Source organism: Gluconobacter sp. Dm-73, assembly GCF_018256215.1.
Taxonomy (GTDB): Bacteria; Pseudomonadota; Alphaproteobacteria; order Acetobacterales; family Acetobacteraceae; genus Gluconobacter; species Gluconobacter cadivus.
In genome coordinates this window covers 1-25,985 of the sequence record NZ_JAERLW010000003.1, presented here as the reverse complement: position 1 = coordinate 25,985, position 25,985 = coordinate 1, and the positions used below count along the sequence as shown (strand labels likewise).

Here is a 25,985-nt window from a genome sequence, read left to right as displayed (position 1 = left end):
CGCTCAGGATGATTCCGTGCCCTCTGATCACACGCTCTTCCGGGTGGCCGTCCGGCGCATCATCCCGCTGCTGGTCGTCTGCTACATGTTTTCCTATCTGGATCGCATCAATCTCAGCTTCGCCCGCGCGCCGATGGAACAGGACCTCCACTTCTCGGATGCGACCTTCGGGCTGGGCGCCGGGCTGTTCTTCGTAGGCTACATCGTCTTTCAGGTTCCCTCCGCGCTCCTGCTCGAAAAATTCGGCCCCCGCCGGACGATCGCCGCGATCATGATCGCATGGAGCCTGATTTCCTTCCTGTTCGTCATCATCAGTACGGCCTGGGAATTCTGCGCCCTGCGTGTCCTGCTGGGCGCCGCGGAGGCAGGCTTTTATCCGGCCGTTCTGTACTATCTGGCCCTCTGGTTTCCGGACTCGATCCGCGCCCGCGTCACCACGGGATTCCTGATCGCCATACCGCTTTCCGGCGCCCTCGGTGGCCCGGTTTCCACCTATCTTCTGGGCGCCTTCGATCAGGTCCTGTCAGTGCCCGCATGGAAATGGATGATCCTGATCGAGGCCATCCCGCCCCTGCTGCTCGGACTGACCGTTCTGAAACGCCTCGACGACGGACCTGCCTCCGCCTCATGGCTGGATGCCCCCACGAAACAGGCCATCCTGACCCGCCTTCCGCCCCGGAACACATCCACAAACGACACGACATCCGTATTCGCCGCGCTGAAACAGCCTGAAGTCCTGCTCCTCGTCGTCATCTGTTTCTGTCAGGCCGTCTGCAATTACGGGATCGTCTTCTGGGTTCCGACTTTCATCGAACAGGTTATTGCTCCCGCTCCCGGACAGCTCGGCTTCTATACGGCCATTCCCTTCGCCGTCGCAGCCATGGCCATGCTGCTCAACGCCCGCAGTTCTGACAGACATAACGAACGCTGCTGGCATCTGGCCGCCCCGTTCCTCACGGTCGCGCTCTGTCTGGTCCTGACTTTCCTGTTTCAGGCCCACGGCGCAATCGCACTGGTTTTCCTGACCATCGCACTTGCAGCAGCCCTTTGCGTCACGGCCATGATCTTCACCGTAACGCCCCACGTGCTCGAAAAACGCACACTGGCGACAGGGCTTGCATGGATCAACAGCCTTGGCGCGATCGGCGGCCTTGTCGGCCCCTACGGCATCGGCTGGATGCGCGAGCATCTGCACTCTCCGCTCTCTGGGGTCTTTCTGGTCGCAGCCTGTGCCACCCTGGGCGCTATAACGACGGTCTACACATTATCATCCTCGCCCGTCCGGCGGACAGCCTGACCCTCAGGTCACATTGGCCGACACACGTTCGGCAATGGAGATGACGTCCTCGACAATCGCCGAACCATGACTAATCAACCGCCCTGACACACAGCGCAGCAAAGGCAGCTTCATGCCCGTCTCAAACACCCGGAGCTTTCCGCTGGCCAGATAATCCCGCATGACCGCATAGGGCAGCAGGGCCAGCCCTTCTCCCCCCAGCGTGAGCGCCAGAATGGACGGCAGAGAGCTCATGGTGTCCACCCGATGATGAACGATCCCCTCTCGCGCCAGAAAATTGCGGATCGCCGAATGGGGAATGGTGTTGCGCGACAGGGTCATGATGGAAATCGATGGCGCCTGCCCCAGATCCAGCTTCCCGTTGCTGGGCAGCGCGAAATGCTCCCTGCCAACCATCGCAGTCTCGTAGTTGCACAGCTCGCTTTCGATCAGACGCGGTGAATTGACCGGCCCCAGAAAGAAACCCACATCCAGCATTCCCTTGGTGATTTTCCGGGAGATTTCATCCGAGATCGAAATCTCCAGATCTACCGTCAGATTCGGATATTTGCGACGGATCTCGATCAGAAGGTCCGAAATCCAGGTCTGTGAAATGGTTTCAATCGCTCCGATACGCAGGATTCCGGTTGCGTCCTGATGCCCCTTGACCGTCTGGATCATCTCATCACGCAGATCGAGGATCTGACGGGCATACTGCACCACCGTCATTCCGACCGGCGTCAGCGTGATGGATTTGGGGGCCCGATGAAAAATACTGGCCCCCAGAAGCGCCTCAAGATGCGAAATCCGGACGGACACCGCTGGCTGCGTCATCCGCAGGGCATCGGCCGCCGCCCGGAAACTCCCCAGCCGCTCGATCCACAGAACCGTCTCAAGAGACTTGAAATCCATCATGAACGTCTCTGTCCTTTCCTATGCTCCGACAATGACGCCGATCTTTTTACGATACCGGAACAGGATACCCGCCACCAACCATACCGACAAAAAAATATCCTGCCCCGGAGGGCAGGATATTGCAGAACCGGCGGGAGAATGCTTCTGGAACAACCTCTTAGAACTGAAAGGCCGTCTTGACATAATACATGCCGCCACTGAAACCATAAGGCGAGTTGTTGGGATAAATAAACGCATTCTGCAGTGCCGCGCGCGAGGCTGCGTTCGCCTTGCCCGGATAATGATTTCCGAGGTTGAAAGCGCCGCCCGCAATATGCCAGCGCTTGGTGATGTCATATCCCAGTTCAAGATTGGTGATGTAGGACGGCTTGGCATAGGTCCACTGGGCCTGCGTCAGAGACGGGGCCGCAACCCATGTGTAAGACCCGAAACGCTGTTCCTGCACACGGGCCGAGAACGGTCCGCGATGCCAGACAACCGTCAGGTTCTCAATATTCTTGGGCGAAGAATGCAGCAGATATTCCGCATTCGTCCGGTTGAAGGACGACAGCCCAAGCTGCTGAAGGGTCGCAGGGGTCGCGTTATGGTGCGAAATTTCACTATCCGCGATATTGAGGGAGAAGCGGAAGTCGAAATCACCAAGATGTCCCGTCTTCAGATGATAGGCCGTCGTGACGTCCCCACCATTCGTAACCGTATTGACCGGATTTCCGTAATAGGCCGCATACAGCACATTTGGCAGCCCGGCCGCAGAGAGCAGGCTTTCCACTTCGGTCCCGCCGAACTGGGTGCTGTTATACAGACGGTCGTTGATGGAAATCCGATAGAGATTGGCTGTCAGCGTCCAGTTCGGCAGCAGCGTGGCATCCACACCAATGCTGTAGCTCCGGGACTGCTCACCCCGCAGCTTTGTTGCGCCCAAAACCTTGGCCCAGTTCGAATTCACCGGAAGCTGCGCCGTCCGGTATGTCGGGAATGTCGTTTCGGCAAAGAACCCTTCCTCCGCAAGCGTCGGCGCCCGGTATCCCGTGTTGACGTTGCCCCGGAACGCAAGATTCTTGCTCACATTATAGCGTGTTCCGACTGAGCCCGACGGATGAACGCCAAGATCGTCATAGCTGACCGCATGGCCACCGAGCGTCCATTCCCATTTGGGCGTGACGTAGAAATCCAGATTGACGTGCCCGTCGAAAATACCACGGTTCAGGATACTGCCAGCCGCCGCAGGAATTCCGAATTTGTCCACCGCACCCGCAGACGCCATTTTCCCGGCATTCGGCCCGTCGAGAATGGGAACACCACCATTTTCGACAGACGCCTCATCACCCTTGCCAACCTGATAGGTATCGAAACGATAATCGAAACCATAACTCAGATTGACCGGACGTGGCAGAAAGGACGTCTTGATGATCTTCGTGCTGTTGAACCCGGCATCCAGCTCGGTAGAGACAAACTGTCCCGTGTAAAAACTCGTTGGGCTGTCCAGCCCCATCGTGGGATTGTCTGTATCAACAATATGGTTGATTTGCTGATTGCGGCCGTAATTGACGAAGAAATCCCACTGCATTCCCAGAAAACTATGCGCGCGGATGCCATTATTGACCTGAAAATCCCATTCCTCGGCATGCCACATTGGCTCCATGCCATTCGGATGGAGCGCGCGCACAACGTTATCATTGGACGGCGCACGATACGTCTCAGGCGCAATGATATCTTTATGGGCAAAAGTCGAGGTATTGTAGACTTCCCAGTTATCCGTCACCGGATAGGCCATGTTGACGCTGGCCGTTTCAAGTAGCATCCGGATATTGCCCGCCAGACGCTGCACATCCTTGCTGGCAGTGTCGTTACGCGGATCACCCTCGAAATAGAGATTACCCGGATACTCGCCCGACCGGTTGGTGGAAAGCTGATTGTTGATCTGCGCCGCCATGTTCAGATAACCGCCACGATGCCCCAGAGCGAAGCCGTAATCGGCATTGCCATCAAAGGACTGCCCATCTCCCGCATAAAAACCGCTGTTCTGGAGATTGATCGAGCCGCCCTTGTTGTCTTTCTTCAGAACAATATTGACCGCACCAGCCTCGGCATCCTGACCGTAAAGCGCACTCGCGCCTTCAGTGATGATTTCGACATGGTCAATCGCGCTGACCGGGATCAGGGACAGATCCGCCGGGTCCGTCCCATAGTTCGGACCGGCCTGATAATAATTGAAATTGGCGTCCACATGCCGGCGCTTGCCATTGACCAGCATCAGCGTCTGATCCGCGCCAAGGTTTCGCAACTGCATCGTCTTATTGAAGCCGTTGCTGCCCATGCCCCCGAAAGGAGACGATGTCACGGCGGCGGAAAGCTGGGACAGCGCGGCGAGGATATTGGTCTGACCGGTCTCCTTGAGCTGCTGCGAAGAATACCGGAAAACCTGTGCCGTACTATGCTCCCGCGTGGAGGCCGAAAAAACGCTTTCCCCCGGAACCTGCGTCCCGCGAACGGCAATGCTTTCCGTGTCCTTCGCGCTGACCTGAGTCACCTTCCTGCGATCCGTTTTTTTAACGGAACGAGAAGAAGAGTCGGCGGGATGAGCAACATGGACGGTCTTTTTCCCGGACGACGAAGTCACGTCCCTGCCCTGTAATGTTCCTTGCGCCAGTGCAGCATGACACAGCGAGGTCGTCAGAAGACACGCCGTGCTCAGGGAGAGAGAGCGGGAGAGGTATTTCAAGGCGAACATTTTCACGCACTCCTGGGATCTGGGGATCAAAAGGCAGCTTTCCGCCGGAATTTCTTCATATGAGACGCGATTACCTTCCCTCCGGCAGTGTTCGTTCCGCCCGGTCAGTATTTTCGCTTTCATTTCCAGTTGATAATACGAAAACTTGATACGTTATTGGAACGTTTATCTTATTATCCGCGTCAATAAATTTCTTTTATGTCCCTGGGGGTGGGACGGTCACAGCCGCCCCCGGACAGGAATCAGTCGATTTTGAACATAGCTTCCACCTCGACCGCCATCCCGGATGGCAGTGAGGACGTCCCGGTCGCGATCCGCACATGGCATCCTGCGTCCCCCAGAACCTCCCCGAACAGATCGGAGGCACCGTTCAGGACTTTGGCCTGCTGTTCGAAGCCTTCCGAACACCGCACCACCCCCGCCACCCGGACGAGCCGCCTGATCCGAGACAAATCTCCCTCCAGGAAATGCCAGACATGCGCCAGAATGTTGAGCCCACACAGCCGCGCCGCCTGCTGCCCCTCCTCGACGGAAAAATCCTTGCCCACGACCCCTTTGTAGCGAAGATCATCTCCCCAGCGTGGCCCCTGTCCCGCGACGAACAGAAAACCGTCACAGGAGAGGATCGGCGTATAATTGCCTCGTGGAACACTGACAGGCGGCAGAATCACGCCACACGGAAGAACAGATCCCGCCTCACGCACGGATCTGCCTCCAGTCTCCGGACTGGCCCTGCCAGTTGGTGACCATCCCGAGATGGCGTTGCAACGTTTTACGGAACACCTGAATCAGACCACGCCATTCCTCCGCAGCAATTCCGTCCGTCGCAGGCTCCGGCCCCATGAACATCCCGTCCACACCGCCACTCGCCACACAGGCTTCAATACAGCGAACTTCCAACTCCGGCTCGTGAAAAACAGCCTGATTTTCCACCAGACAGGCCAGAGCCGCCACAAGACCGGTCGCCCCCCAGTTCGAGACATTCGCGACGATAAGATGGTCCGTCGCCGTCTCAGCCGCCACACCACCCCTTCCTTCAATGCCGCAGTCACGGGCCTTGGCGATCTTCTGTTTCAGTTCCGCAGCGATCATACCCATGCCGAGTTCATTGCCGCCATCCCCGATCCCGATGGAACGCAGCCCCCGCACCCGTGCCTGTGCGAACAGGTAGTCCATATCCGCAACCATTCCATCCAGCGGACGGCCACCCAGACCATGATACAATCCCCTGTCATTGACGCCAGGCCGTTCGATCGCAATCAGGAGGCTCGGCTGAACCTGCTCGAGCAGTGCATCGCACGCTTTGCGACTGCCGGCGTCATCCTTGGGCACAGTCGCGACATAAACCGGCCGCAGATAGGGAACCGGCACGATCTTCCCGTCTGCGGGCAGATCGGACGGCGCAAGACCCGCGCCGCGACAGGTCGCGAACATCATCTCCCGCCAGTCCTCGTCCACGACAATGACCGTTTCGCGCGACAGGCCCAGAAAGATCGAGCGCGCAATAAACGCAGCGCCCACCGGTCCATCCGTTTCCGGAACGCCGCCGCCTTCGGGGAAACCCGTGGCGATCAGAACAGGCCCCGGACGCTCCGCCACCTGCCCGACGATCATTTCGGCGGCAGCCATGCACATGCTGCCCGGTTGATGCTTCTGGAGCGCAGCGTAAATCATGCCGATACTGCCAACACCCGTATAATCCAGCACCATGAAGTCATCAATGGTTGCGGACAGACGTTCATACAGTGCTGTTCCACTCTTCAACATCCTGAATACGCCTTTTATTTACAATATTGAAGAATAGGCAGACGGATCGACATTCCCGCCACTCAGGACCGCCACTGTCACCTTCCCCCGTACATCGAGCTTGCCCGAAAGAATGGCCGCAAGCGGTGCGGCTCCGCCGGGCTCAGCCACAAGTTTGAAATGCTCGAAGCAGTTGGCCATGCCGATCCGAATTTCGGCATCATTCACAACTAGACCATCCGTCAGCAGGGCGTGATTGGTCGGAAAGGTCAGTGCGCCCGGCGTAGGCACCATCAGCGAATCACACAGCGTGTTCATGCCACCCGCATTCTCGACCCGATGCCCGGACGCCAGCGATCTGGCCAGATCGTCAAACCCTGCGGGCTCCACGGAATAGATGGACGTTTCCGGACGACAGGTGCGGACAGCCGTCGCAATCCCCGCCACCAGTCCACCGCCACTCGCACTGGAAAGCACATTGTCGGGCATGAGACCCAGCTCCCGACACTGCTCCATGATCTCAAGACCTACCGTGCCCTGACCCGCCATGACGTTGAAATCATCATAGGGCGGAACAATGACGGCGCCCTCGGAGTCCGCAATCCGCGCACCAATTTCCTCGCGGTTTTCCGTCGCCCGGTCATAGAGCCTGACCTTGGCGCCATAACGGCGCGCACCCTCGATTTTCATCTGCGGGGCACTCTCGGGCATGATGATATGAGCCGGAATATCCAGCAGCGCACAAACCGCCGAAATCGCCAGGGCATGATTTCCCGAAGACCACGCCACCACACCGCCGCGCCGTTCACCCGGCGTGAGTTGCAGAATACGGTTACAGGCCCCGCGAAACTTGAACGAGCCCGTTTTCTGAAGCATTTCCGGTTTAACCAGAATACGCCCCCCCAACCTCTCGTTCAGCACGGGACTTTCAAGAAGAGGCGTCCGGACCACATGATCGCGTATGCGACACGACGCTGCGAATATTTCGGAAAAATTCAGCGTTCTGTTTTCAGACTGCATCACAGATACTTTCCCCACTTCTGATGGGGTCATCATTCTTTTCAAACGTTTCTCAAATCAAATATTATCTTTGTATAACCCGCCATAAAGAACGCTTATGCCTAACGCCCCTCCGCACCCAATGCGGCTTCCCCCGTCGCTTGACTGCTTAGTCCCCAGAGTTGGTGGTGTATTATTTTCACGCAATTGGAGGGATGCGCTATGGAAACGCCACGGCGGCGGCCGGCCGTCGAGCGACAGCGCAGTCAAAGAGTTGCGGTGAAGCGCTCCGGGCTCGACGCGCCATCCCGAAGGTAGCTTCCTCAGCCGTACCGTAGGATTGATAAAAAAGCGATCGTCATGGCATTCCGCCGCCATACTCTGCTGCCTCTGGACGATTGCCTTTACGCGCTCTAGGGCGACGATCCCACGCCTGAGGGGGTCTTCACTGCATCTCTACCTTCAGCATCCCCTCATTTCCCGTCTGCCCGATACCGAAAGCGACAAGCATAGCTCATCTATTGACGGCATTGAGATGGCGATACCATCGACGTCCTCGTAGCCGCAGGCAATGGCCAGTATGCGGGCGCGCAGAATATCGGCCACGCCGTGTGTCATCAGTCGCAGATTGGGTGGATCAGCGATGAGCCGGGCGGGGCGATCGCGTAGCATTGCCTCAGGAGTTTTTGCATGCCCAAGCGCAGTGTCCCCTTACCTTTCTTCTGCGCCCGCTTACGCTCCGGCACGCCGGGCCCCCTCCTCTACGCCAGCGTATTGAACAGTTGGTTGCAAGTTCATTGGTCCCCGATGTGAACCCATCGGTTTTAAACCCTTAAAAGGAGGATGTATTTGATAGGCGCGGGCATTTCAGGCACAAAAAAAGCCACCCGTTTGGGTGGCTTTTCCTTAGTCTTTTCAGACGCTTATTTCATGGTTGCGGGGGCGCACAACCGCTTCGGTCATAACTTCGGTATTGTCGTTACCTGCGGCCAACGCAAGAATACCAACCAAGTCCCCTTCCAACGTCAAATCCACCTCGCCTCTCGCTGGATCAGGCCTGAATTCGACATTGCGAATCAGGCTGCATAATTTTTCCGCCGCCTCCCGTCCATGATCAGGGTCACTCAAAACAGCACTCAGGCCTGTCACTTGCGAACGGAAGAGCTCTGGAAAGTCATTCTTTAAATCGGGCATCGGTGCTGGCGCGGGTTTTATCTCCGCAGCCAGCATCTTCCGCTCAGTCGATAGTTCAGTCAGTCGGGCCGAGAGTTCAGAGACATCCGGAGCAAATTCAATAGCTTTCAATATGTTGCGTATTTGGGTGTCAAGCGATGTGAGCTTTTCCCGGTCAGCATTGAACCGGTGAAGCCATTGGGCATGGAGTGACTGGCTTTCTGCATGATAGGCCTGCAAGGCAATCTCCAAGGCCTCTGATGTCACAAGTCGATCCGTTGATCCGTTAATCCCGATAGAATGCGCTGTTCCACACTATCGCGCTTTTTAGTTCTATTGTTCTGACAGGTCGTACCTCGGTGATGACCCAGACACCCCCACCGATCCCGCAGGACAAGACCCACGTGTCCGCCACATTCCGCACACCGGATCAGCCCACTCAGGAAAGAAGTGGGACGTCTCGCATCACGGAAATGATATCCGTCACCATTCGCATTTTTTTTCAACTTCGCGGTGACCAATGCCTCCCTTGCCCGGACCGCGTGCCACTGCGCCTCGGAGACAATGCGCATATCCTGATCTTCAATCCGCTCAGCATCCTCCAACGGGTTTTGACGGGCTACACGCTTACCTGAGTCAGGATTTTTGGGGTACGTTCTCAGGTTCCAAAGCCGCCATCCACGATAAAGTTCATTACGAAGGATACCGGTGCGCCGCGAGGCATGCCCAAGAATCGTGCTCACTTGCCACTGAGAGCGAACTGGCACTTCCGTTTCATCTTCGTCTTTCCGGCGGCGACGACGTGGACCAGGAATGCCTTCCAGATTCAATCGGCGAGCGATTTCAAGCGGACTTTTGCCGAGCGCATACTCATCATAAATCCGACGGACAATCTCTGCCTCAGAGGGACATATTCGCTGGTATCCTTTTTTGACTTTTCCATCTGCTGTCACGCGGGGAGCAGAGATATACCCATATGTTCGGCCACCCGCGCTCCGTCGATCCAGAATACAGCTTCTGGCTCCACGCTTCGTCCTCTCGGCAATTTTTTCAAGTTCGCTCTCAGCCAAGCTGCTCATGAGCGCTATGAGCAACTCGGTCTGCTTTCCGCCCGTGTAAGTATGGACCTCAATGCCATGAAATTTCAGCCGTTTACAAAGGCCGGTCACCTCCGAAACGTTTCGCCCCAAACGGTCAACCGACTCAACCACCACTACATCGAATGCGCCAAGCAGCGCCTGCTTTTTCATTTCCGACAAACCAGCACGTCCATGCTCGAAAGCACCGGACACCGCCGCATCAGTAAATTTCGCCACAACAGTCCATCCCTACTGGGCTGCATACCGCTCGCCCGCCCGTATCTGGTCGTCGGATGACGCTGCATTCTGCTTCGACGTCGAGTGACGCCCGTACAATGCAACCCTACTTTTAGACTTTAAGTTTCTCATTATTTTTCTCCACAGTATTGAATAAGTTATTCAGTGGAACTTTCGGCTTTGTGTACGGATGAATCCTTCTGTGCCTGCCACTCACTCAGCTTGTTGTCGTTAGCCGGTATCGGAAAAGTTTTAATCCAAGCCTCAAATTGTCTCTTCGCAACTGATTTCCCCACGGCTTTCGCCATTACGGAAATCAGACCCGTTAATTCAGCGCGCTCAAAACCGTTATCATTGGCGCTCTGTATTTTTTTTGATCGTTCAAGGTCATTGTCTGGCTCCGTGCAACTCATTGTTACGGCCAGAAAAGAACAGATTTTCAGGGTTCGCCATTCCACTTTCTTAAAAAAATTTCAGCGATTTTTTAAATGGAAAAGAAAATCAAGAAGGGTCTTAAAAAACGCGATTCGCTGAAAAATCAAGTCGCTAATTTCGTTATTTTTGACAGCCCTAAATTCGATCTTTAAAGGCCAGAATCGAGATGAAAAGCCCAATAAAGCACACCCGAATCCGTAAGTCCGATAGGCCTATTGGAACGTCCAGCGCTGCCTACTGTCTTCCTCCCGGCCATCGGCCTCATGGACGACACGTTCAATCAACGCAGCACACAAGCCCTTCAATTCTTCAGGATCCGCAAAGTGATCAAGAAAAATCATGGTAGGTTGTATACCCTGACTTTTGTAAAATTTTTCGCGGAGTTCTGTTCTGATCAGACCGCGCCTTTCAACCGCATTCCGCACGACCCGGTCGCGGGCACAACACCCTACCACCTCGATGAAATGGGCGGCATCACGGCATCGAAGCGTGATGTCCGCACGAAAATCACCTGACGTGTCGTCGATGGGCTGGTGAAGGTCAATTGCAACGCCAAGAAACCGCCCAGCAGTCAGAAACTGATAGATGATCCGCTCAGGCAGCGATGCCAGAAGAGTTTTGTCAGCGGCGACTTTTCCTGCCACCGGCAGGTTTGGCCACCGCTGTCGGGCCATAGCGTCCATCCGCGCCCAGGCATATGTGCCGCTTTCCCCGAGGAAGACGAGGTGCTGAGCCCGCACACCCCGATAGCGACACATCTGATGGTTAGGAGGTGCCCCCAGTTCCATGGCGAAGTCGTAATAGGTTTGAAGATCGGCATGATCCGGGAAAAAGTCGTTCTTTCCACGCATTTCACATGCGCGAGTAGAATACTGCGAAGACGATATCGACGACATGAGAGTTTCCTAAGGTCGCGTCATGACGCGGGGCACCCGCCCCACATCATGTCGGAGAATAAAAACGGCATCCTGTGCCGTTGAGTGTGAGAAAAAAGTATTGGTATCGAACGGTGCGCTTAGCCGACCGCTAGATCCTGATCCGCCTTCAGGGCCTCGCCGAGTTTGCGATCAATCTCGCGACTGAGGATGACGAGCCCCTCAAGGAGCGCGAGATCCGAACGACCACCGCTCAAGAGTTCTGACAGCAAGAAGGTCTCGATACGATGAAGGGCAAAGACGTCAAAAACGTTGCAGGCCATCTGGGGTGTACACATGGAACAGGGTCTTTCCGATTGAGATGATGAAGGACGAGACGCCACGACCTACGCCAAGACAGAAGCAAAGCCGGAGCAACCGATCTCCGACCTCCCTTGGGGCAATAAGGGTCATGCGCCTCAAAAGCCCCCAATCCCCAAAAATGACACCGTCACACCCCATCATCAGGGCGCACCGCAGGTGCAAGAGACCTGAAATCAGAGAGAAAGAGCGGCTCTGATTTTTGCTTCGCAAAAATGCCGCGATAGAGAAGAAAAAACGCAGCGATTTCATATGCATCCGAAGGGTGCGTATGAAATTGAGGTAGCGTGCCCTCACACGCTCAAAAACCGGGACACGCCGAAAAAGGGTGGAATGGCTGTTTTCTGCCGTTTTTCAGGAAGCATGACGCCCATGACACTTTGCCTGACACCTGTCATAACACCGTCATGACGGCAGAGATGACGCATCGTGAGAGTGTCACCGAATGCATGACACCATTTATGGTGGTGTCATGACGCCGTCATCCCGGCCTCTCAGGGAGCACCAAAGGTGCGATAGAAATGACACCCGTGTGACACCGTCATGACGGTGTCACTCACCCTATAAAGACAAAATTTACGGGAGCGTTTCTCTGCACGAAAGCCAATGGTAGAATCCTATTGACGACACCCTCCCACTCGCCTACCAAAATCACATGAAACCAAATGGCGCACAGAAAATGGATCTTGTGGCAGTGGCCAGCATCTCGGCAGGCCATCCGTTCAGAGGACGGATTGACCCGACCGAAGGAGTGGAAACAGCTGTCGTGCAGATGCGGGACACCTCACCTTCTGGTGTGGACTGGGCGTCCTGCGTGCGCACCGAAATGGCCGGACGTCGTGAGCCGGACTGGCTGCATCCGGGCAATATTCTCTTCCCTGCCCGTGGTAATGTGTCTCAGGCCGTTCTGGTTAATGAGAGTATCGGCAGCCTTCAGGCTGTCGCTGCTCCGCACTTCTTTCTGCTGCGCGTGTCACGTCCGGATGTGCTGCCTGCTTATCTGGCGTGGTGGCTCAATCAGGAACCCGCGCAACGGCATCTGGAGCAGAACGCCCAGAGTTCCACCCTGGTCCGCAACATTGCACGGCCGGTTCTGGAGGCCACGCCCGTTCTGCTACCCCCTTTGCCTCGACAGGAACAGATTGTCGGACTGGCCAACGCCATGCAGCGCGAGGAAGACCTTCTTCGCCGCCTGCGCCAGACCAGCCAGCAGATGATGACCGGGCTTGCCAGAGACCTTCTGGCGGGCTGACACTCCCTTGACGTTTTGAAACAGGATTTAAGTTCGTGACCGAGCAGATTTCACAAGACACGATTAACAAGGCGCTGTGGAGCGCCTGCGACACCTTCCGCGGCACTGTCAGCCCTGACACTTATCGCGATTACGTGCTGACCATGCTGTTCCTGAAATACATCTCCGATGTCTGGCAGGACCATTATGACAGCTACAAAAAAAAGTATGGCGATAACCCCGCCCTGATCGAAGCCATGATGGCGCAGGAACGCTTCGTGCTGCCCAAGGGCTCGGACTTCTATACGCTCTATAAAGAGCGCAACGCCCCCGGAAACGGTGAGCGGATTGATAAAGCCCTGCACGCCATTGAAGAGGCCAATGGCACCAAGCTGAAGGACGCGGGCAAGAGCGTCTTCCAGGACATCAGCTTCAACTCCGACAAACTGGGGGATGAAAAGCAAAAGAATACCATTCTGCGGCATCTGCTTGAAGATTTTGCCAAACCGGACCTAAACCTGCGCCCTTCCCGCGTGGGTAATCTGGACGTGATCGGCAATGGCTATGAGTTCCTGATCAAGAACTTTGCCGCCAGTGGAGGGCAGAAAGCTGGCGAGTTCTATACCCCGCCGGAAGTCAGTGAACTGCTGGCCCGTATTCTGAACCCCCAGCCGGGCGAGAGCATCTGTGACCCAGCTTGTGGCTCGGCGTCCCTGCTCATGAAGTGCGGACGGCAGGTGACGCAGAACCACAAGGGCAGCAAGGATTATGCCCTGTATGGGCAGGAAGCCATTGGTTCCACATGGTCCTTCGCCAAGATGAACATGTTCCTGCATGGCGAGGACAACCACCGCATTGAATGGGGCGACACCATCCGCAACCCCAAGCTGCTGGATGATAAAAACCATCTGATGCGCTTTGATGTGGTGACGGCCAACCCGCCCTTCAGTCTCGACAAATGGGGGCATGACGAGGCGGAAGGCGATGTGCATCACCGCTTTAAGCGTGGCGTGCCGCCCAAGACCAAGGGCGATTACGCCTTTATCCTGCACATGATTTCCACCCTGAAAGACCGCATGGGCCGCATGGGTGTGGTGGTGCCGCATGGCGTGCTGTTCCGGGGCAGTTCGGAAGGCAAAATCCGCCAGAAGCTGATTGAGGAAAACCTGCTGGATGCGGTGATCGGCCTGCCGGAAAAGCTGTTCTTCGGCACAGGGATTCCTGCCGCTATCCTGATTTTCCGCAAGGACCGCAAGACGAAGGACGTGCTATTCATTGATGCCAGCCGAGAGTTCAGGGCAGGCAAGAACCAGAACGTGCTGACCGAGGAGAACATCACCAAAATTGTGGACACGTACCGCGCCCGCAAGGACGTGGACAAATACGCCCACCTCGCCACGCCGGACGAGATCAAAGAGAACGACTACAACCTGAACATTCCGCGTTATGTCGATACGTTTGAGGAAGAAGAAGAGATCGACCTGAACGCCGTGCGGGTTGAACGGGCTGAAATCAAGGCGGAACTGGCCAAGCTGGAAGCCCAGATGGACGCTTATCTGAAGGAGCTGGGTTATGCTTCCTGAGGAGTGGAAAAAACGATCTGTTGCAGAAGTCTGTCGATCCGTTTCTGTGGGCGTTGTTATTAAACCATCACAATATTACGTCTCTGCAAGCGAAGGTATTAAAGCTTTTCGTTCAGCCAATGTGAAAGAAGGTCAGGTCAACAACTCAGATTGGGTCTATTTTTCTCACAAAGGCCACAATGAAAATAAAAAAAGTGAGTTGAAAACTGGGGATGTTCTGGTCGTTCGTACAGGCTATCCCGGCACAGCTTGCGTGGTAACTCCGCAATATGCTGGCTGCAATGCGATCGATATCGTAATAGCTCGCCCTGACATACAAAAAATCATCCCTACTTACCTCTGTCTTTTTACCAACTCAGAATATGGAAAATCACAGGTTGCTAACCTCCAAGGAGGAATGGCTCAGAAACATTTAAATGTAGGAGCTTATCAGCAGGTTGAGATTCCACTCCCCCCTCTCCCCGAACAGAAGAAGATCGCGGCGATCCTCTCGACGTGGGATCGTGCGATTGAGGGGACGGAGAAGCTTCTGGCCAACAGCCAGAAGCAGAAAAAAGCCCTCATGCAGCAACTTCTCACAGGTAAAAAACGCCTGCCGGGGTTCACAGAGGAGTGGAAAAAGCACCGGCTTTCTGATTTTTTCGTTCGCCTTATGCAGCGAAACACATCAGGTAATACAAACGTTGTTACAATTTCTGCCCAAGATGGATTGGTAAAACAGGAAGAATATTTCAAAAAAACAGTCGCATCAGATACGCTTGATGGATACTTTCTCCTTGAAAAGGGTGATTTCGCTTATAATAAAAGTTATTCCATTGGTTATCCTATGGGAGCGATTAAACGACTTAACCGTTACGATAAAGGTGTCGTTACCACCCTATATATTTGCTTCCGTTTAAAATCTCATCTGACTGCCAACGGAGATTTTTTTGAATTTTATTTTGATTCTGGCCTCATAAACTACGGACTTACGCAGATTGCTCATGAAGGTGGCCGTGCACATGGTCTTCTCAACGTCAAACCTGCTGACTTTATGCATCTACAAATTACCGTACCGGCAGTAGAGGAACAGAAATCCATAGCCGCCGTCCTGACCACAGCAGACGAAGAAATCGCAGCCCTTGAATCCGACCTTTCCCGCCTGCGTCAGGAAAAGAAAGCCCTCATGCAGCAGCTCCTCACCGGCAAACGTCGCGTAAAAGTCGATTAAGTCATTTCAGATCGCAGGATATTTGACACCATGCCCCCCGCCCCAAAATTTCAGGAAGAATACAGCGCCAAACTGCCCGCATTGGCTCTGCTCAGCACACTCGGCTGGCGGTTTCTGCCCCCATCCGAAGCACTGGCCCTGCGGGGCGGCAAGCAGAGTGCCGTGGTGCTGGACGCTCTCCTGCGGGCGGAATTGAAAAAACGGCGCTTTACGTTTGAAGGACAGGAACACGCCCTGTCCAATCAGGCCATTGAGCGGCTTGTCTCCATCGTCACGCACCCGGACTTTGTCTCCGGCCTGCGCGACGCCAATGAGAAGATGACAACGCATCTGCTGTTCGGCATTGCCATTACCGAGTTCATCAACGGGCGCAAGGCCAACCCGACCATCGCCCTCATCGACTGGCAGAACCCGGCCAATAACAGCTTTACCTTTAGCGAAGAATTCAGCGTCCTGCGCACGGATCTGACACAGATGCGCAGGCCGGATATTGTGTGTTTCGTCAACGGTATTCCGCTGGCGGTGATCGAGGCCAAGCGCCCCGATGGCCAGCCGGGCAAAGGCCCGACCGTGGAGGCCGGGATTTCCCAGAACATCCGCAATCAGAACAAGGATGAAATCCCTCAGCTTTTTGCCTACAGCCAGCTTCTGCTCTCCATCACCGGCCATGACGGGCGCTATGGCACCTGCGGCACGCCCAAAAAGTTCTGGGCAAGCTGGAAGGAAGAGGACATTCCCGAAAGCCGGATGGAGGCGCTCAAAAACACACCGCTTTCAGGGGCGCAGAAAGATGCGCTGTTTACCGAGCGGAAACCCTCTGACCGGGTGTGGTTCGAGGACTGGGCGTCCCGCCCGCTGCATGTCACGGATCAGGACCGTCTGCTGATCGGCCTGCTCTCCCCCGAGCGCCTGCTGGACATGACGCGGTTCTTCACGCTGGTCGACCGCAAGGCAGGCAAGATCGTCGCCCGCTATCAGCAGGTTTTTGGCATCAAGCGCCTTCTGGAACGCATCAAGTCCCGCCGCAGCGATGGCGGGCGCGAGGGCGGCGTGGTCTGGCACACCACAGGGTCAGGCAAGTCCTTCACCATGGTGTTCCTCAGCCGCGCCCTCATTCTGGATGAGGACCTCAAACAGTGTCGCATTCTGGTGGTGACAGACCGCAAAGATCTGGAGCGCCAATTGAGCGCGACCTTCTCCACCGGCGGCGAACTGGCGGACAAGAAGGACAAGGAAGAGGCACTCGCCACGTCCGGCCGCCGTCTGGCGCAGCAGATCGGGCATGGGCAGGAACGCATCATCTTCTCGCTCATCAACAAGTTCCACACCGCGACCACGCTGCCCGAATGCCATAACGACAGTGCGGACATCATCGTGCTGGTGGATGAAGGGCATCGCAGTCAGGGCGGGGAGAACCATGCCCGCATGAAGCACGCGCTCCCCAATGCCGCCTTCATTGCCTTTACCGGCACGCCGCTGCTCAAGGGGAGTGAAACAACAAGCCGGTTTGGCAGGATCATCCACTCTTATACCATGCAGCAGGCTGTCTCGGACGGCACGGTGACGCCCCTGCTCTATGAAGAGCGCAAGCCTGATCTGGATGTGAATGACCGCGCCATTGATGCGTGGTTCGAGCGCATCACGCAGGGGCTGACGGAAGAACAGGTCACAGACCTCAAGAAGCGCTTTGCCCGCGCCAATCAGGTTTACAAGGCCGATGACCGCATCCGGCTGATCGCCATGGATCTGGCCACGCATTTTGACAGCAACATCGACAGCGGCCTCAAGGGTATGCTGGCCTGTGACAGCAAGCTGTCTGCCATCCGCTACAAGCAGTATCTGGATGAGGTCGGTCTGTTTGAAAGTGCCATCGTCATGAGCCCGCCCGATACGCGCGAGGGCCATACGGAAGTGGATGAGCGCAAGCAGCCGGAAATTCAGGACTGGTGGAAAAACAATGTCGGCAGCCAGAGCGAGGAGGATTACACACGCGGCGTTATTGAGCGCTTTGAAAAGGACCCGGATCTCAGGCTGATCATTGTGGTCGATAAGCTGCTGACCGGCTTTGATGAACCGCAGAATGCGGTGCTCTATATCGACAAGCCGCTGAAGCAGCACAACCTGCTCCAGGCCATTGCGCGTGTGAACCGCCTGCATGACCAGAAGAAGCATGGGCTGCTGATTGATTATCGCGGCATTCTGGCGGAGCTGGACACCACGCTGGCCTGGTATGACGAACTGGCAGCCGAGAATGTCGGCGGGTATGACCCCAAGGACATTGCCGGGCTGTATAGCCAGATGAGCACGGAATACCGCGAACTCCCTGCCCTGCACAAAGCGCTCTGGGCCATTTTTGAGGGCGTGAAGAACAGGAGCGACCTCCAGCAGCTTCGCGCCGTGCTGATGCCGCGCATGGTGGAGGAACACGGCCAGATGGTGGACGTAAACCTCAAGCGTCGGGATGATTTCTATGAAGCGCTGACGAAGTTCGCGGCCTGTCTGAAGGTGGCGCTGCAATCCGTGGCGTTCTTTGAAGACACCAGTTTCACGGAAAAAGACCGCGCCACCTACAAGGAAACGCTGAAGCAACTGAGTAGCCTGCGCCAGATGGTCATGCAGGATACGGGCGAAACCGTGGATTTTGACCAGTACGCCGAGCAGGTGAAGAAACTGCTGGACCGGCATGTGGCGGGCGTGAAGGTCCATGAGTCCAATGGACTGTATGCCGTGGGCAAGATGGGCCAGAAGCCCGAAGACAATCAGCCAGAAAACTGGAGCGAAGAGAAAACCCGCAACGAGACGGACCTGATCCGCACCCGTGTGACGAAAATGATCGACCACGAGATGCAGGATGATCCGTATGCGAAGGAAGCGTTCTCGGCCCTGCTGCGCAAGGTGATTGAAGAGGCGGAGAGCCTGTTCGACCACCCACTCAAGCAGTTCATGCTGTTTCAGGAATTTGAGGAGCAGGCGGCCCAGCGGAAACTGGAGAATATCCCCTCTGTTTTTGACGGACATCGCCATGCGCACGCCTATTATGGCGTGTTCCTGAAAACACTGGCCGCCATCTTTAACCACAAACAGACGGATGAAGAAAAACAGCGCTGGGTTGATCTGGCGTTCGAGATCGACAGCATCGTGGATAAAGCCGTGCGGGAGAATTCTCTCAGTCGCCCGGATATGGAAAAGGCGGTCAGGAAAGAACTGCTGCCTCTGCTGTTCAGCGCAGGCCAGAAAGCAGGCTTTGGGGTGGACAAGGCGCAGGAGATCATCGAGCAGGTCATCCAGATCATGCGGGCTGGGCCTGCTGATACCCTACGCGGCTGAACATGGAAGAAATCCCTTCTCGCATTCTGACCTATGGAGGGGAGCAGATCCGGGTGAATCTCGTGCTCCGCGCACGTCCCGGCACAACGCTGCGGATCAGGGTGCATCCTGACCTGCGTGTGGAGGCTTCTGTCCCGGACGGCACGACAGAGGCTGATCTGGACAAGGCGCTTCACCAGAAAACCCGCTGGATCTGGCAGAAACTGCGGGACTTCCGGACAGTGCAGGAACATGCCACGCCGCGTGCCTATGTCAGTGGGGAAAGTCATTTCTATCTGGGACGGCGGCATCTGCTGAAAGTGCATCATCAGCCGGATAAGCCCGAGACCGTGCGGATGCTGCGTGGGCGGCTGGAAGTATCCTTACAGGAACGTCACGCTCTGCGGATCCAGAAGATGCTGGAACTCTGGTATTTTACGCGGGCGCAGGAGGTGTTCCGCCACCGCTTGTCCGCCCTTCTCCCCACAACACTGTGGGTGACAACGCCCCCTGCCTTGAAACTTCAGGTGATGCAGACCCAGTGGGGCAACTGCTCACCAGGGGGCACCATCACACTGAACCCGCATCTGGTCAAAGCTCCGCGTGACTGCATTGATTACGTGATCCTGCATGAGCTGTGCCACTTGAAGGAGCACAACCATGGCCCTGCGTTCTGGTCACTTCTTGCGCGTATCATGCCGGACTGGGAGCGGCATAAGGTCCGGCTGGACGGGATGGCAGAGTTGATCCTCTCCTGCTGATGCGACAGCAATGGAGGGGGAACGGAAAGTCGGCTATCGGGATAGCGATAAACGAAAGCATCCATTCTTTGCGCTCATGTTCTTGGCTGCTACCGACCAAGTCGAGACGTTCAGCGGTCAACGCTTGAACGTCCGTTCATGCCGGGACCTGTCATTCGCCTCCGATCCAGCAGCCCGACCGCAGCGCACCCCAATGTTGGTCGGTTAGTCGAGTTAGTCCCGCCGCCCGAAGGCCGCCGTTCGTTGATCAGCGTTAAGCGAGAATCGCGATCACCAAGATTGGGTACCTAGTCGTCACCTCGCTTAGGGCTTCAACGTGATTGAAGCGGCCCGTAGGGATGAGTGCGCCAAACAGGGCCGAAGGCTCGGTGGTCGCCCGTCGCTGCTGATAGATAGGTGACGACACGGGTTAGCCCATCTTGGAGGTGTCAGCGGTGGCGCCGAGCACCTTGCCGCGCCAGCGCTCGATCACATCGTCAAAATTGATCTCGCGCCAGTCGGCATTCCATTCTTGGAGATAATTGACACTGCGCGAATGCGGCTCGGGCACCGGGAGCGCGAACCGACCAACAGTCGGCATTAGCGGCGCGTCGCCCACGGTGAGAAATTCACCCTGGCCGAGGTTGGGCAGCAGGTCGCCTATCCCGGCGGACAGATCAGGAAGCAGCGACTTAATGTAATTCTGGTCGACCGCATTGGTAAGCCGGAGCGAGATGAAGTTCGAGCATTGCGAGAAGATCGTCTCAGAAACCTCGGACGGCCGTTGGCTCACGACCATCAACGTCACGCCATATTTCCGGCCTTCCTTGGCGATCCGCTCGATCGACTTCCGGGAGGAGGCATATTGCGCGCCACCCGACCGGGGCACGTAATTGTGCGCTTCCTCGCACACCACCATTATCGGCACGTCGCTGACATTGCCGCCGACATGGCGGTTCTTAGAATAGTGGAAGCCGAAGTCGAAGATCATCCGCGAGATCAGGCTGACTACGATGCTCAGCACCTCGAACGGGATGCCGCTCAGGTCGACGATCGAGACATTGGATTTGGTGAGGTACCCGACGAACTGGCGGACCACATCGGCGAAGTCGCTGGTCTCGAGCGCTGCTCCGCCCTCTTTTACCGGATAGAAAACGAAGCGCAGGCGTGGATCGGCAAGCCGCGTGCGTAGGCGAAGGATCAGGCGATCGAACTCGCCATGAAATGGCCCATTACTAGCCTTGGTCGCAGTAGCTGTCGACGCGACCACGAACGACTGCAGCTTGTCAAAATAGCAGCTGTCGCGGTCAGCAACCAAAGTCGCGTCGGCGAGCTTAGGCTTCCCCTCATTGGCGAGCTTACCGATCACCTCAGCATTCATATTCTCGAGATAAGTCACCACCTCGTCGATCGAGAAATAGACCGGCGTGTCAAACGAAATATTCTCGAGGTCATTATTGTGCCGGCACTTGTTGCGCACGACGGCATGGCGGAACTGCGAGACTTGGTTGTGCGAATTGTTCTCATTGCTTTCGATGAACAACTCCTCGAGTTCTTGGGCGTTCATCAGCCAGTAGGGTAGCTTAAGCGTATCAACGTCGAGTAGGTTGAGCGTGAATTTCTCGGTCTCGGCGAGCTGGAAGGCCGCTGCATACTCGGCGTGAATATCGAAAATCACTATGTGCGCGTTCTTCTGCGCGGCTTTGTTGGCGTTTACCTTTTGCTCAATGCCAACTACGGTCTGAAGGATCTTGGCGACCGCGCAGGATTTGCCCGACCCCGTCGAGCCGACCACTGCGACATGCTTGCTGAAGAAGCGGTCGCCATCAACCTCAAACTTTACGTCGGGCGCGACGCTCAGCGTCCCAAACGAGAATGGCGATTTGATCTGTTTCGAGAAAATTGTGCTTAGCATCTCGGGTGGAGTGACATAGGCATATTCGGTAGGCACCGGCAATGCAGGTGTGCCCCGAGTGAAGTCGCTATCGTCCGACAGCGTGCCGATTGGCTGGGTGTCGATTTGGAAGCGGAACGCGACCGAGTCCGCGTCCCCGCCCCCACCATCGCCGCTCTCAGGCTTGGCGCGATCTACGTGCGAGGCACGGACCGCCATTATGGTGGCAAGCAAATAGAGATCATTGCCCGACGCGATCAGCAGATATTGCCCGACGCCGAGCTTCGCCTTGTGCTTCTCGAAATCCTCCGCATTGCTGATTTCGATGCGCACCAACGACGGCGAGCTGTCAGTGACGCAGCCGATAGGATCACTAAGATCAGGCATATTCTTTCCTCAGCTTAAGCACATATTCGAGATCGGACAGCCGCTCGATCTCAAAGCGATGGACTGCAACGTCCTTCTTCGCCCAGACGTCGTCGGTCACGTTCACCAAGAACAGCTCGTCTGGACGCTGGGGTGGATCTTCGGTGACGACTGACCGGCGCGCGAGGCCGAGGCGAAACTCGATCTCGAGCGGCGTCTTCCGGCGCATCGGTTTCTTGAAAAACGCGTTGGCGCGAAACGCGCTTCCGACCATGCCGGTCGCGGCGGTGAGGCCGGCATCGTGGAGTCGGGTCGCCAGCGCATCCACGTCATAATCACCCGTGATCAGGAACAGTGGCGGATACTCGTGGAGATATTTACAGCAGTAGCGCTCGACGAACCCTTTGATAAAAGCGACGATCGTATCGTCGAACTTCTCGATCATGCCCGGGTTGATGACGAACGTACGGCGGCGAACATTGTGCGCGAGCGAGGGGGCAAGATCTTCGCGCAACCGCTTGGCAATCTGCGCGCGCGAGGCAAGTGCCCGCGTCCAGCGGGTGAACGTCACACGGCGGACATCTCGGAGTGCTTCGATGAAGGTAGCGGGATCTACTGTGCGGTCGGTGATAGCGGATCGGGTCGCAGTATCGACGATCCGCTGGATCGCATTGGGGAAAATGATCGCATCGACATCCTCTGCGGAGAACCCCTTGGCGCTGAGTGTCGCGAGAACGGATTTCTGCAGGCCTTCGCTGGTCTGGCCAAATTCGATCGTGAATCGCGCCAAGAATACACCGTGATCGACGCCGGGCGCTATCCGTTCGATAATCTTCTGCATCGCCTCGGATTTGGTAGCGAGCACCGATTTGAGCTCATCCTTGCTTAGCTGGCGCGTACCATTCTGGTCAGGAAAATGACAGAAAAGCCGATAGCGGATCTCCGGCGTTGCGCTACTGTTGTGTGAAAAATGCTGGAGCATAAGCAGAACCGGCTTGTAAATCTTGCTCAGCGAGAATTTGTCGACGGCCTCGTGATATTTGCATTGGACGGCGGTCGTGAACCCCGGGGCCGCGACATCGACATCCTCAATCGCTCCCTCGATCGTGATTTTCGTTCCCGGCCCCGCCGCGAGGATTTCCGACAGATAGCGCAGGAACTGGTAGAGATAGCCCTTGATAGAATATTCGGCAGTCCTGGCCATATTTTATCCTCTTTTACGCGATCATGATTTGCGTTCTCTGACGCGTCAACCTATCTCAAATCAGCAACCGCTGAGAAAAGACTCTCAAGAGATCTTCATCAGCAGTCTGTTGACTGGAACCTGACGGAAAGCACGGTCGCGAGAGGTGATCAGGATGACCTGCATGCGCGTCGCGACCTCGCTCAAGATTTCGATCATCGTGTCGAGCCGGCCGTCGTCTGAATAGACCAGCGGATCGTCGAAGATCAGCGATACGGGCTTACCCTGCTCGAGCAGCATGTCGGCAAAGGCGATCCGGGTTAGCACCGCCAGCTGTTCCTGCGTGCCGCGCGATAGGCTCGCACAATCCTCGGCGACACCAACGCGCTTCACGCGCTCGAGCCCGAGATCCTCGGAGAAGGTCAGTTCGCAATCGGGCAGCAACTGCTCGATATAGCGCTTGGCTCACTTGGCGACGGGCTCCACGAACTTGGCCGAGGTCTCGTTGCGCGCTGCCTCCAGCGTATCCCGCCGCAACTTGACCGTATCGACAGAGGCCGGAAACGGGCGTAGCCATGCGCCAGATGCTGATAGACCTGCGGCCAGAGGGGTTGCGGGATATGATCGATGTCTAAGTCATCGACGTCGCGCGGCCACCCAAAACGAAGAACTCAGGCTTCGAAACTTAGCTGAACGATGTCCGCTTCACTTACGCATCATTTGGAAGCTGTCATTCTGCAATCGGCCCAGTCCTGCGCATTCTGGGAACGATCATCAGTGCGGAGAGAATGGCAGGTCTTAGATGTCGACCTACCATTCTCAGCGCTGCTCGCGAACGTTGGTTTTGCCCCAAAATCTGTCTATTACGGTTCGCTTGATAATGTCGGCTTTCGGGCAATGGCCACAGCCGCGTGGATGTCCAACATGAAGGCGACTGCCGCCTGTCTGCTTCGCTAAAAATATAGCGGAGAGCAAACCAGATTGTTACGTTATGAAACAAACTTGCCGACTAAAGCGCCCAGAAATGCGTTTCCAACCGGAGATGAAATCATGCTTATAAAAGATAAAAGTTTCCTTCTTTCCAATTTCCCTTGTAACCTATTTATGATTTTTTTGTAGTCGTCAGAGGTTATTTCAGATCTGATATTGATATGGAGTTCATCAGCCGATGACATTATATCAGATTGTATGCCCTCAAATGCTCTTTTAAACAATATTTTATTTTGCATCGCTTTATTATTTATTGGTATTATTAGATTTGTTATTCCTAAATATTCATCGTGCGGATCATAAAATATTATTGCCATATCAGGAACTGTTACTCCTGAAAAAATCAACTGCTCTCGAATTAATTTCTCATATTCAAAAAATTTTTCGTCATCAAACCATTGGCTAGGATATCTATTGGGGTCGAAATTCGCGCAGACGCATAAATTCCATCCGTCTGTAGAAATTTTATTGAAGTCATCGAAATATCTTCTAGCAAAATCAGCTGTTTCCTCTTTGTTTCTCGTCAAAAGAAGACTCCATAACCCGTTATATTTGAACGAAGATGGGTCTCCATAATGATCAATGAAATTTTTTATGAAAAATTTTGGGACCATTTTGAGAATTCCTGCGTTTCCAGTGTGTAAATCAATTATAATGCTAAACGCCGATGTGTCTAATTGCCATGTTTTGCCTCTCTGATTGTTATGTGCGAATGCATATTTTGTCGGTCCAACTGAGTAGTCCCAATGTCTGCTTCCGGAAACTACCGGACTCTCCTTGTATGTCTGACGTGTAGGCGAAAGCTGCCTTTCTGCTTGGCGTACGCCAACTCTCCCCCTCTAACGAGAAGGAGAGTCGGTTCATCAGTCTACCCGTTTTGAACTTTCACCCAAAAGCGTTCTGTAGCTGACCGCCGTGGCTCCCATCCAGTCTCTTTGAGCTGAAGAGGCAACTCCTTTTCGGCGGCATCAGGGACGGCCTTCAGGATTTCGCTGATTGTCGTCCGGTTTCGCCCCGCAAGATATGTATCTAGACTCACCGCTGGTGCCAATGCTGAGAACGAAGGCATCGGGATTTCGTCGATCCGGATGCATTCCTTCTCCTCCAGATACTCCGCCACCCTGTGTAAGCCAAGGAATTTTACCCCGGCCAACCGGTCCTCAGCATAGAAGCCCGCCCCTGCCGCGTCGGCGAACATGTCCCAAAGCCTCTCCACCACTAGGGGTGGAAGATGCTGCAGCATGGTGAGCCGGTTGATCGGCTCCCAGCGGAGAAATTCGTCCGGCTCCCCGACGATCACTTCGACCCGATCTGTGGCGACATTAAACCGGATCCGGCCCTTCATTCTGGCACGGATTTCCTCGCGCATTTCCTGATCTTCAGACATTGCCTGGTTTCCTTCGATGAATATTGAACAAACGATCGGAGAAACCGGTTGAGGCGGCCCAGTGGGCCATGGCATGATGAAGACGCGCGCAATCGCCCGGCCCTCTTTCGAGGGTCGGGACGTGTTTAAGTGTCTGATAAGCCAGTATTTCATGGCGATCAGACGTCGATTTGTAGGGATTTATGATGGAAGTGGTTGCGGGGGTAGGATTTGAACCTACGGCCTTCAGGTTATGAGCCTGACGAGCTACCGGGCTGCTCCACCCCGCG

At 55.5% G+C, this 25,985-nt stretch carries 20 protein-coding genes and 1 tRNA gene; 6 read left to right on the top strand and 15 right to left on the bottom strand.

Features of this window, described 5'->3' with window-relative positions; translation table 11 throughout:
* Nucleotides 1-16 precede the first annotated feature (16 nt).
* Nucleotides 17-1,297 (top strand): MFS transporter, encoded by a 1,281-nt coding sequence (locus JK176_RS03540; RefSeq protein ID WP_349291896.1) that lies wholly within the window; start codon nt 17-19, stop codon nt 1,295-1,297.
* A gap of 3 nt (nt 1,298-1,300) precedes the next feature.
* On the opposite strand, the gene JK176_RS03535 is transcribed toward JK176_RS03540, so the two are convergent.
* The 9 genes from JK176_RS03535 to JK176_RS03495 all read right to left on the bottom strand — a co-directional run bounded on the left by JK176_RS03535 (nt 1,301) and on the right by JK176_RS03495 (nt 11,804).
* Nucleotides 1,301-2,191 (bottom strand): LysR family transcriptional regulator, encoded by an 891-nt coding sequence (locus tag JK176_RS03535; protein ID WP_249194170.1) that lies wholly within the window; start codon nt 2,189-2,191, stop codon nt 1,301-1,303.
* 157 nt (nt 2,192-2,348) lie between these two features.
* Entirely contained in the window at nt 2,349-4,721 is a 2,373-nt protein-coding gene (locus JK176_RS03530) for a TonB-dependent receptor domain-containing protein (RefSeq protein ID WP_349291895.1), read from the bottom strand.
* 443 nt (nt 4,722-5,164) lie between these two features.
* Nucleotides 5,165-5,626, bottom strand: a complete 462-nt coding sequence (locus JK176_RS03525) for a RidA family protein (RefSeq protein WP_194268975.1) — start codon at nt 5,624-5,626, stop codon at nt 5,165-5,167.
* A complete protein-coding gene (locus JK176_RS03520; protein ID WP_211586426.1) occupies nt 5,619-6,689 on the bottom strand; it encodes a DUF4392 domain-containing protein in 1,071 nt (356 codons plus the stop codon). The genes JK176_RS03525 and JK176_RS03520 overlap by 8 nt, the downstream gene beginning before the upstream one ends.
* Before the next feature lie 18 nt (nt 6,690-6,707).
* Nucleotides 6,708-7,688, bottom strand: coding sequence for a threonine/serine dehydratase (locus JK176_RS03515; RefSeq protein ID WP_211586425.1), 981 nt, complete (start codon nt 7,686-7,688; stop codon nt 6,708-6,710).
* An 894-nt stretch (nt 7,689-8,582) separates the two neighbouring features.
* Nucleotides 8,583-9,080, bottom strand: coding sequence for a hypothetical protein (locus tag JK176_RS03510; RefSeq protein ID WP_211586424.1), 498 nt, complete (start codon nt 9,078-9,080; stop codon nt 8,583-8,585).
* A 23-nt stretch (nt 9,081-9,103) separates the two neighbouring features.
* Nucleotides 9,104-10,156 carry a recombinase family protein gene (locus JK176_RS03505; RefSeq protein WP_211586423.1) on the bottom strand — a complete coding sequence of 351 codons (1,053 nt, stop codon included), beginning with the start codon at nt 10,154-10,156 and terminating at the stop codon, nt 9,104-9,106.
* A 647-nt stretch (nt 10,157-10,803) separates the two neighbouring features.
* Nucleotides 10,804-11,487: a hypothetical protein gene (locus tag JK176_RS03500; RefSeq protein ID WP_249194169.1), complete on the bottom strand. Its 684-nt coding sequence runs from the start codon at nt 11,485-11,487 to the stop codon at nt 10,804-10,806.
* A gap of 119 nt (nt 11,488-11,606) precedes the next feature.
* Nucleotides 11,607-11,804, bottom strand: a complete 198-nt coding sequence (locus JK176_RS03495) for a hypothetical protein (protein ID WP_211586421.1) — start codon at nt 11,802-11,804, stop codon at nt 11,607-11,609.
* A gap of 677 nt (nt 11,805-12,481) precedes the next feature.
* Here JK176_RS03495 and JK176_RS03490 point away from each other — a divergent pair.
* From JK176_RS03490 to JK176_RS03470, 5 genes are read left to right on the top strand one after another with little or no spacing between them, the layout of a single operon-like run.
* Nucleotides 12,482-13,078 (top strand): restriction endonuclease subunit S, encoded by a 597-nt coding sequence (locus JK176_RS03490; protein WP_211586419.1) that lies wholly within the window; start codon nt 12,482-12,484, stop codon nt 13,076-13,078.
* 35 nt (nt 13,079-13,113) lie between these two features.
* Nucleotides 13,114-14,640 (top strand): type I restriction-modification system subunit M, encoded by a 1,527-nt coding sequence (locus tag JK176_RS03485; protein ID WP_211586418.1) that lies wholly within the window; start codon nt 13,114-13,116, stop codon nt 14,638-14,640.
* The gene (locus JK176_RS03480; protein ID WP_211586417.1) at nt 14,630-15,850 is read left to right on the top strand and encodes a restriction endonuclease subunit S; all 1,221 of its coding nucleotides are present in this window, start codon (nt 14,630-14,632) and stop codon (nt 15,848-15,850) included. The genes JK176_RS03485 and JK176_RS03480 overlap by 11 nt, the downstream gene beginning before the upstream one ends.
* Nucleotides 15,851-15,880: 30 nt before the next feature.
* Nucleotides 15,881-19,177 carry a type I restriction endonuclease subunit R gene (locus JK176_RS03475; RefSeq protein ID WP_211586416.1) on the top strand — a complete coding sequence of 1,099 codons (3,297 nt, stop codon included), beginning with the start codon at nt 15,881-15,883 and terminating at the stop codon, nt 19,175-19,177.
* Between the two features lie 2 nt (nt 19,178-19,179).
* A complete protein-coding gene (locus JK176_RS03470; protein ID WP_211586415.1) occupies nt 19,180-19,917 on the top strand; it encodes a M48 family metallopeptidase in 738 nt (245 codons plus the stop codon).
* Between the two features lie 409 nt (nt 19,918-20,326).
* Here JK176_RS03470 and JK176_RS03465 read toward each other — a convergent pair whose 3' ends face one another.
* The 6 genes from JK176_RS03465 to JK176_RS03440 form a co-directional block, all read right to left on the bottom strand.
* Nucleotides 20,327-22,177: an ATP-binding protein gene (locus JK176_RS03465; RefSeq protein WP_211586414.1), complete on the bottom strand. Its 1,851-nt coding sequence runs from the start codon at nt 22,175-22,177 to the stop codon at nt 20,327-20,329.
* Nucleotides 22,170-23,360, bottom strand: a complete 1,191-nt coding sequence (locus JK176_RS03460) for a hypothetical protein (RefSeq protein ID WP_211586413.1) — start codon at nt 23,358-23,360, stop codon at nt 22,170-22,172. The genes JK176_RS03465 and JK176_RS03460 overlap by 8 nt, the downstream gene beginning before the upstream one ends.
* A gap of 84 nt (nt 23,361-23,444) precedes the next feature.
* Nucleotides 23,445-23,783: an ATP-binding protein gene (locus JK176_RS03455; protein ID WP_249194168.1), complete on the bottom strand. Its 339-nt coding sequence runs from the start codon at nt 23,781-23,783 to the stop codon at nt 23,445-23,447.
* A 545-nt stretch (nt 23,784-24,328) separates the two neighbouring features.
* Complete coding sequence (locus JK176_RS03450) at nt 24,329-24,943, bottom strand: hypothetical protein (protein WP_211586411.1); 615 nt, start codon at nt 24,941-24,943, stop codon at nt 24,329-24,331.
* A 254-nt stretch (nt 24,944-25,197) separates the two neighbouring features.
* Nucleotides 25,198-25,716, bottom strand: a complete 519-nt coding sequence (locus JK176_RS03445; protein ID WP_211586410.1) for a hypothetical protein — start codon at nt 25,714-25,716, stop codon at nt 25,198-25,200.
* A 192-nt stretch (nt 25,717-25,908) separates the two neighbouring features.
* Nucleotides 25,909-25,985: transfer RNA gene (locus JK176_RS03440), tRNA-Met, on the bottom strand.

Bases quoted from the DNA above. Each gene is read 5' to 3' on its own strand.
- JK176_RS03480 (WP_211586417.1), top strand. From the start codon at position 14,630: ATGCTTCCTGAGGAGTGGAAAAAACGATCTGTTGCAGAAGTCTGTCGA.
- JK176_RS03445 (WP_211586410.1), bottom strand. From the start codon at position 25,716: ATGTCTGAAGATCAGGAAATGCGCGAGGAAATCCGTGCCAGAATGAAG.
- JK176_RS03460 (WP_211586413.1), bottom strand. From the start codon at position 23,360: ATGGCCAGGACTGCCGAATATTCTATCAAGGGCTATCTCTACCAGTTC.
- JK176_RS03470 (WP_211586415.1), top strand. From the start codon at position 19,180: ATGGAAGAAATCCCTTCTCGCATTCTGACCTATGGAGGGGAGCAGATC.
- JK176_RS03450 (WP_211586411.1), bottom strand. From the start codon at position 24,943: ATGGTCCCAAAATTTTTCATAAAAAATTTCATTGATCATTATGGAGAC.
- JK176_RS03520 (WP_211586426.1), bottom strand. From the start codon at position 6,689: ATGTTGAAGAGTGGAACAGCACTGTATGAACGTCTGTCCGCAACCATT.
- JK176_RS03475 (WP_211586416.1), top strand. From the start codon at position 15,881: ATGCCCCCCGCCCCAAAATTTCAGGAAGAATACAGCGCCAAACTGCCC.
- JK176_RS03465 (WP_211586414.1), bottom strand. From the start codon at position 22,177: ATGCCTGATCTTAGTGATCCTATCGGCTGCGTCACTGACAGCTCGCCG.
- JK176_RS03495 (WP_211586421.1), bottom strand. From the start codon at position 11,804: ATGTGTACACCCCAGATGGCCTGCAACGTTTTTGACGTCTTTGCCCTT.
- JK176_RS03500 (WP_249194169.1), bottom strand. From the start codon at position 11,487: ATGTCGTCGATATCGTCTTCGCAGTATTCTACTCGCGCATGTGAAATG.
- JK176_RS03490 (WP_211586419.1), top strand. From the start codon at position 12,482: ATGAAACCAAATGGCGCACAGAAAATGGATCTTGTGGCAGTGGCCAGC.
- JK176_RS03515 (WP_211586425.1), bottom strand. From the start codon at position 7,688: ATGCAGTCTGAAAACAGAACGCTGAATTTTTCCGAAATATTCGCAGCG.
- JK176_RS03535 (WP_249194170.1), bottom strand. From the start codon at position 2,191: ATGATGGATTTCAAGTCTCTTGAGACGGTTCTGTGGATCGAGCGGCTG.